6 protein-coding genes and 1 other annotated feature are annotated in these 7243 nt (G+C 29.4%); of the genes, 2 read left to right on the plus strand and 4 right to left on the minus strand.

Annotation, left to right across the window (positions count from 1 at the left end; all coding sequences use genetic code 11):
• A partial coding sequence (locus B2671_RS04920; protein ID WP_346869416.1) for a cytochrome c biogenesis CcdA family protein occupies positions 1-219 on the minus strand: 219 nt, incomplete at its 3' end.
• A 201-nt stretch (positions 220-420) separates the two neighbouring features.
• Between B2671_RS04920 and B2671_RS04925 the strand changes: the two genes are divergently transcribed.
• Positions 421-2151, plus strand: coding sequence for a WG repeat-containing protein (locus tag B2671_RS04925; protein ID WP_346869417.1), 1731 nt, complete (start codon positions 421-423; stop codon positions 2149-2151).
• 99 nt (positions 2152-2250) lie between these two features.
• Here B2671_RS04925 and B2671_RS04930 read toward each other — a convergent pair whose 3' ends face one another.
• The 3 genes from B2671_RS04930 to hflX all read right to left on the minus strand — a co-directional run bounded on the left by B2671_RS04930 (position 2251) and on the right by hflX (position 6295).
• A complete protein-coding gene (locus B2671_RS04930) occupies positions 2251-3015 on the minus strand; it encodes a MerR family transcriptional regulator (protein ID WP_346869418.1) in 765 nt (254 codons plus the stop codon).
• A 147-nt stretch (positions 3016-3162) separates the two neighbouring features.
• Positions 3163-4497 carry a branched-chain amino acid transport system II carrier protein gene (brnQ, locus tag B2671_RS04935; protein WP_346869419.1) on the minus strand — a complete coding sequence of 445 codons (1335 nt, stop codon included), beginning with the start codon at positions 4495-4497 and terminating at the stop codon, positions 3163-3165.
• 202 nt (positions 4498-4699) lie between these two features.
• Positions 4700-4969, minus strand: a binding site (T-box leader).
• Positions 4970-5047: 78 nt separating this feature from the next.
• Positions 5048-6295, minus strand: a complete 1248-nt coding sequence (gene hflX, locus B2671_RS04940; RefSeq protein ID WP_346869420.1) for a GTPase HflX — start codon at positions 6293-6295, stop codon at positions 5048-5050.
• A 604-nt stretch (positions 6296-6899) separates the two neighbouring features.
• Between hflX and B2671_RS04945 the strand changes: the two genes are divergently transcribed.
• Positions 6900-7226, plus strand: a complete 327-nt coding sequence (locus tag B2671_RS04945) for a hypothetical protein (RefSeq protein ID WP_346869421.1) — start codon at positions 6900-6902, stop codon at positions 7224-7226.
• Positions 7227-7243: the final 17 nt, after the last annotated feature.

The following is a 7243-nucleotide window of genomic DNA, read 5'->3' on the forward strand; positions in this document are numbered from 1 at the left end:
AATAAAGCTTCCAAAAGTCCCTGCTAAGGTTCCTAACAGTGTAAATATTATTGTAAAACCAATTACAAATCCTAAAGCATTTATTAAAGTATTATTTTTCTTTCCATATTCTAAATTATTATCTCCCGCAAAGTAAGAAATATATATAGGTAACATTGGTAAAATACATGGAGATATGAAGGTTATAATTCCTTCTAAAAATAATAAAATATATTCCATATCTTACTCCTTTCAAAGTTATTTACACTAAATATATCAATATACACTTAACCTTTCAATTGGTCACCTTTTAGTAACCTCTATTATGATATACCTATATGCAATAATTAATTCTTAATAATGTTAAACTTTATAAATTCATTGAAACATATTAAATAAACTTAAATACACTAATATTAAGTAATGAATAGGAGAGTATTTATGAGTGATTTCAAAGGATCTTGTGTAGATTTATATCCAGCTCTAACAAATACACAAAAAGGAAGCCTATATGGATATATCGATTCTAAAGGAAATTTTATTATACCACCTAGCTTTTCTACAGCATCAAGCTTCAATGAAAATAGATTAGCTATAGTTTGCAAATATAATAATTGTGGTGTTATTAACATTAATGGGGAATATGTAATTCCACCTATATATAATTCTATAGAACCTTTTGTTGAATCTAGAGCTGTATATGTACAAGGAGACATTATGGGTGTTATAGATGAAGGCGGAAAAATAATTACTAAAAATCCATATACTTTTATCTCTAGCTATAGTGATTCTCTAGCCCTTGTTAGTATTAAAACTTCTTCAGATGACCAACTATATGGTTATATAGATATGGAAGGTAATGAAGTAATACCACCAAATTATTTGGAAGGTAGTGACTTTAAAAATAACTATGCACTAGTTAAATCCCGTGATGGTACCTATCAGGTCATTGATAAAAGTGGAGATGTTATTACAACCTTTCCTTATAAATTTGTAGGTAATTATAATGAAGGTGTATTTACTTTTTCCGAAAGCCTAGGAGGTCTTATTGGCTATGTAGACATATATGGTCGTGTTCTTATTAAGCCTAAATTTACATCTGCTTCTCCTGTAAATGATGGATACATGGTAGTAAGCACCGCGCCTAATTATAAAGGTAATTATGGAGTTGTAACTTTATCTGATCATATTCTATATCCTTTCATTTATGACGACATAAGATATGTTGGAGATAATAGATTTGCCCTAGGCATTTATCGTGGTAATAATGTTAATACTTCTTTTAATAGTATCTACGCGTTAGGAGACAACAAGGGCAATACCCTTACAGATTTTAAATTTTTAGATATTCAAAAATTTAAAGATGGATTAGCTTCTGCTTATAATCTTGAAAATAGTTTCTTTATAGACCTTAGTGGTAGAATTGTTAGAAACCTACCTATAGTTAAAGGAACTGGCACCTTAGAGCTTCAATGTGACATTGTTTATGCCGATATAGACTATATTCCTTATTACATGAATAAGAAGGGTGATATAATCTATAAACCCAATAATCGAATTAAATTAAATGATGAATATACTATACTAAAACTAAAATATAAGCCTAATGTAGATTATTTAGTATATTATCCTCAAATTAATCAGTCTACTCCATCTACAGTAATTGAAAATATCAATTCAAAATTAAGGGAATTGTGTGCTCTTAAGATAGTTGATAGTAATGAAGTTTTGGATTATAATCTCTATGGAAATTTTGAAACTTTATTCTTTAAAAAAGACCTATATATTCCAGAAATAAATACCTATTATTATCCTTTTGGCGCTGCTCATGGTATGACAACTAGAAGCACACCAAATATTAACTTAAAAACTGGAGAGTTTTATTCCTTATCTGATTTATTTAGTTGTACTACTCGTTGGGTAGATGAAATAAATAAAATCATAGAAAATATGATAGAAACTGATCCTCAATATTCTTATGTATATGAAGATGGTTTTAAAGGTATTACTAGTAACCAGAATTTTTATGTAGATGAAGATAATCTATATATATATTTTGCACCTTATGAGATTGCACCTTATGCTGCTGGTTTTGTTACCTTCAAAATTCCTTTTGCAGATATAGATTCTCTACTTTGTAAAGACGGAAGTTTTTATAACTCATTTAATTGATGAATAAGGATGTCTCCAAAGCCTTACCTTAAGTTTATTTTAGTAAACTTATACTTTGGAGACACCCTTTCATATCCTTAAATTTTAATGTTTATATTATTATTTATCAGTTCCAGTATATATGAATATAGCATCCCTTAAAAAAGCTGCCATTCCTGGTTGTTTATCATCATAATATGCTGTAAATCTTTCATCATCCACATACATTTGGGCAATTCCTGCATGGGCTTCTTTACTGTAACTGCTCCAGTAATATTCTATCCATTTGCGATGTAATTCTGCTGTTTTCTGAGCTAGTTCTCCAGCTGGATTACCTGTTTTAAAAGCTGCTACTAAAGTATTCATAATTTCTTCTGCAAGGTTTGTTACTTCCTCATATTCTTTTTCTGACATACCTTTTACTTTTGCATTAGATTTATTTACTTCCTCATCACCATATTTTTCTCTTATTTCTTTACCGTATTTCTTCTCATTTTTATCTATTAGTTTTTGTTTGAACCCTTCAAATTTTTCTTTATTACTCATCTTAATTCCTCCTTTTTTGTTAGCTATGGTCTTTTCAACATTAGCTATTAACAAGTCTATTTGTTTTCTTTTTTCAAGGAGTTTAAGGCGATGTTCTATAAGTGCATTAATCCCATCAAAGGAAGGTTCATTTATTATATTTTTTATATCTATTAAACTAACCCCCAATTCCCTATAAAACAGTATTTGTTGCAGTCTATCAAGTTCTGATTGCCCATAAATTCTATATCCTGATGAATTAATTCTTGCCGGCTTAAGAATTCCTATTTCATCATAGTATCTAATGGTTCTTGTACTTATCCCTGCTAACTTACCTAGTTTTTGCACTGTATATTCCATATTCTCACTCCTCCTAATATTTAATATACAGCTTTACGCAACGTGAATGTCAACAGTTTTATTAAAATTATTCCCCTTATAATTTTAATACACTTATCTCATGTCTTTCTTCTAAGTTATGTTGAAAATTACAGTGATAGAGTATTTTTATAATTCACTTACTTTACTATAGTTTATTTTTTCTTCAACTAACTTGTATACACCTCCAAATACTATACCAATTAGTGCTGGTATCACCCATCCTAGTCCTTTAGAATAGAGAGGTAACTTGCTAAATAAATTCACAATAAAGTTCCATTGAATTCCAACTTGTCCTAATGCATCAGCGACACTTACAATCCCTGTAAACAATATCGTTAATCCATATACCACCGTACTTCCATTAAAAAACTTATCTAACATTGCAAGGACTATAAGCATTATTGCTATTGGATAAATTGCATTTAATACTAGTACTGATATAGCAAGAATCTTTGTTAATCCCATATTGGCAAGAATCATACTAGAAAGTGATAATATTCTAACCCAATTTTTATATGATAATTTACTAGTTAATGCGGAAAAATATTGACTACAGGAAGTTATAAGTCCAACACAGGTCGTAAGGCAAGCTAATGTAAATATCACTGCTAACAGTACAGCACCTGGTTTTCCAAATATATAAGTCATGATATTTGTTAAAGTTTGTGCTCCATTTTCTGTAGCTCCAAATCTTCCTCCACTAGTTGCTCCTAGATGTGCTAGTATAGAATAAACTACTAATAATAATCCGCCTGCACCTATACCAGCCTTTACAGATGTAGAAATAATTACTTTTTCATCCTTAATTCCTTTAGATTTTATAGCTAAGGCTATAACTATTCCAAAATTTAAAGCCGCTATGGTATCCATAGTTAAATATCCATCTAAAAAACCTTTAACAAAAGGTGAGTTTACATACTCTTCTGTGACTACTCCATAACTACCTAATGGTCTGAAAATTGATGCTATAAAAATTAGTGAAATTAGTACTAATAGGATTGGTGTCAAAAACTTACCCATACGATCCACTAATTTAGCAGGAGTTAGTGAAAGCCAATAAGCTACTGAAAAGAATATTAAAGTAAATATAAAAAGTGCCCAGATTTTTGATATGTTTTCTGGCAAATATGGTGCTACAGCCATTTCAAAAGGTAAACTTCCAGCTCTTGGAATACCCAAACAAGGACCAATAGATAAATATATAAGTACTGTAAATATACCTGCAAATAACGGATTAACTCTTTTGGCTAAATTATGTAGTCCCCCTGATTTCGCCACTGCAACTACTCCTAAAATAGGAAATCCTACTGCTGTTATAAAAAATCCTGCCATTGAAATCCAAGTTGCTCCCCCTGCTAATTGCCCTAGAAATGGTGGAAATATTAAATTTCCGGCTCCAAAGAATAATGAGAAAAGCATTAAGCTTATTAATACTAAATCTTTTTTTGATAAGTTGTTCATTTTTATTCCCCCTCGTTTATGCTGTGAATTTTCTAATAGCTAATAATATCACCTGGAATATCCATAATATTCCCCCTTTTCAGTTTATTAGTGCCTTAGTTCCTTTCTTTTAGCACTGATATACATCCAAAAGATCTTCTATGCCTTTACTTATTTACATTTTCAAATTTTAATGTAAAATAAAAAACCCGTCCCTTGAAAAACAAGGGACGGGTTAAACCGCGTTACCACCCTAATTCTGTAAACAAATCTAAAAACAATACATTAATAGATTCAATTACAACACTTAGATACGTATCTAACAATACGCTTTTCTTTTAACGGTGAAAGACTCCGGCAAAACCTACTAAAATATTTCGGCGTTGCTTCTCAGAGATGATTTTCAGTTGTACATTGAACATTGGCTTTCAGCAAAATACCAACTCTCTTTGGAACAAAAATACTACTTACTTTTTCTCTTCATAGAATTTCTTGAATTTATATGCTATTAATATTATATGCATATTGAACCTCTGTCAATACTTTTTAATAACTTTTAATTATTTTTAATTTAGCCTATTACATATTTCCTATATTTTTCATAATCTATATTGGAACACTCAATAGATAACTCAGTACCATCATTTCTATATTTTCTATCTATAACTCTTGCATTATCATTTAAATAAGATAACAAATTTCCTTTGTCATAAGGTATAAACATATTACAATTTATATAATTATTAAATACCTTAGTAGATATAGTCTCTACAAGTTTATTCATACCTAAATTTTTCTTTGCTGATATATAAACTCCATTTTTTTCAGTTAAATAATTATCTACTAAGTCAATCTTATTATAAACATAAATCATAGGAACTGATTCTGCTCCTATCTCTTTTAAAGTTTCATTTGTTACTTTAAGATGATGTTTATAATCTGGATTAGAAATATCTACAACATGGAGTAATAAGTCAGCTTCACAAACTTCCTCTAGGGTAGATCTGAAAGCCTTTATTAAATTGTGTGGTAAGTTACTTACAAACCCAACTGTATCTGACAATAAAAATTTTTTATTATCATCTAACTTTATGCTTCTTATAGATGTTTCTAAGGTTGCAAACAGCATATCTTTTTCAAAAACCTTTTTTTCTTCACTATCTTTAAATGTATCTATCATACTATTCATAATTGATGATTTCCCTGCATTAGTATATCCAACTAAGGCTATTTTGGGTACACTAGACTTTCTTCTTAAGTTGCGCTGTGTTTCTCTTTGATGTTTTAACTCTTCAAGTTCCTTGTTTAAGGCAGCTATTTTTGCCTCAATCTTTCTGCGATCAAGCTCTAACTTTTTCTCTCCAGTACCCTTATTTTTTGTTCCTACACCTCCACTTTGACGACCTAAATTTTCATTAGCCCCAATTAGTCTTGGTAATAAATACTCAAGTCTTGCTACCTCTACCTGAAGTTTTGCTTCTTTAGTTTTTGCTCTTTCAGCAAATATACTTAGTATTAGTGCAGTTCTATCAATAACTTCACATTCAATAGCCGTTTCTATATTTCTTAATTGGGATGAAGATAACTCATTATTAAAAATTACTATGTCTACTTCTTCACTATTTACTAATGATTTCAATTCATCTAGCTTTCCACTTCCAATATAATGTGCCTTATTGATTTGTTTTGAATTTTGTACAAGTTCTCCTATAACTTCAATATCACAGGCCATACATAAATTCTTAAGTTCAACCATAGATTCTTCAAATCCATTTTCATTATTTATATTTATCCCTACTACTATTCCTTTTCTTTCCATTTCCATAATCTCCTTTAATCATACTATTTTAATTTCTATAGTACGGATTCATGATTATAGAATTTTAACTTTAAAGTTAACTTCTTTAAAGAAGTCTCCATGATATATACGGAGTAAATNNTTTAACCTCTTAGTCTAACACTAAAAATTCCACTCTTAATTCTCATCTTACACGCCTCCATAATCTTAAATAGTATAATAAAAAAAAATACCTTGGCATAGAAAATTATCCGTTTCTCTGCTAAAGGTATTATAATTACTTAATTAAAATATTATAAATTACATAAATAAAGCCTTAAATAACCTTATCATTATAAGCAGTATGGATTTTATTAAATTTCTTTAAAACTATAAATAATTTTTTCATTTCATACCGCTCCTTTTCTTTGTAATCATTTACCAATAATATAGCATACATTGCTTGAATTGTAAACATTATAATGAATTATTAAGAAATGAATTATTTTATTTCTTCGGTCTATAAAATTTATATTTTATATTTCTTACTAATTATCATTTAAATGAATTATTAATTGCAAATCACTTTCATTTTATGTATAATACATGTTAAATAACCATAAACTTACCTGGAGGAGGTAATAAAATGTCAGTATATCAAATAACTTATTATATAGCTGAAATTCATAACCATGAATGTGACCATGATCACCAACATGATGAGAATTGCAACCACGAGCATCATCACCACCATAGTAATCTGCCTAGAAAAATTAAATCTTTAGGGGCTTGGGCAAACATTATGCCAACCACATTTCTTTTACATACTGAAATGAATTCTAAGGATATAAAGCTAGCTTTAGATGAAGTAAAAGAAGATAATGAAATATTTTTCATTTCTCAAGTTACTTTGGATAATGATGGTTCCATGCATCCAGGTGCCCTAGCTTGGATTGAATCTCGTCTTAAATAAACAGATTTCTTAGCTTC

Source organism: Clostridium sp. UBA5119, assembly GCF_002414285.1.
In the GTDB taxonomy this organism is placed as follows: Bacteria; Bacillota; Clostridia; order Clostridiales; family Clostridiaceae; genus Clostridium_J; species Clostridium_J sulfidigenes.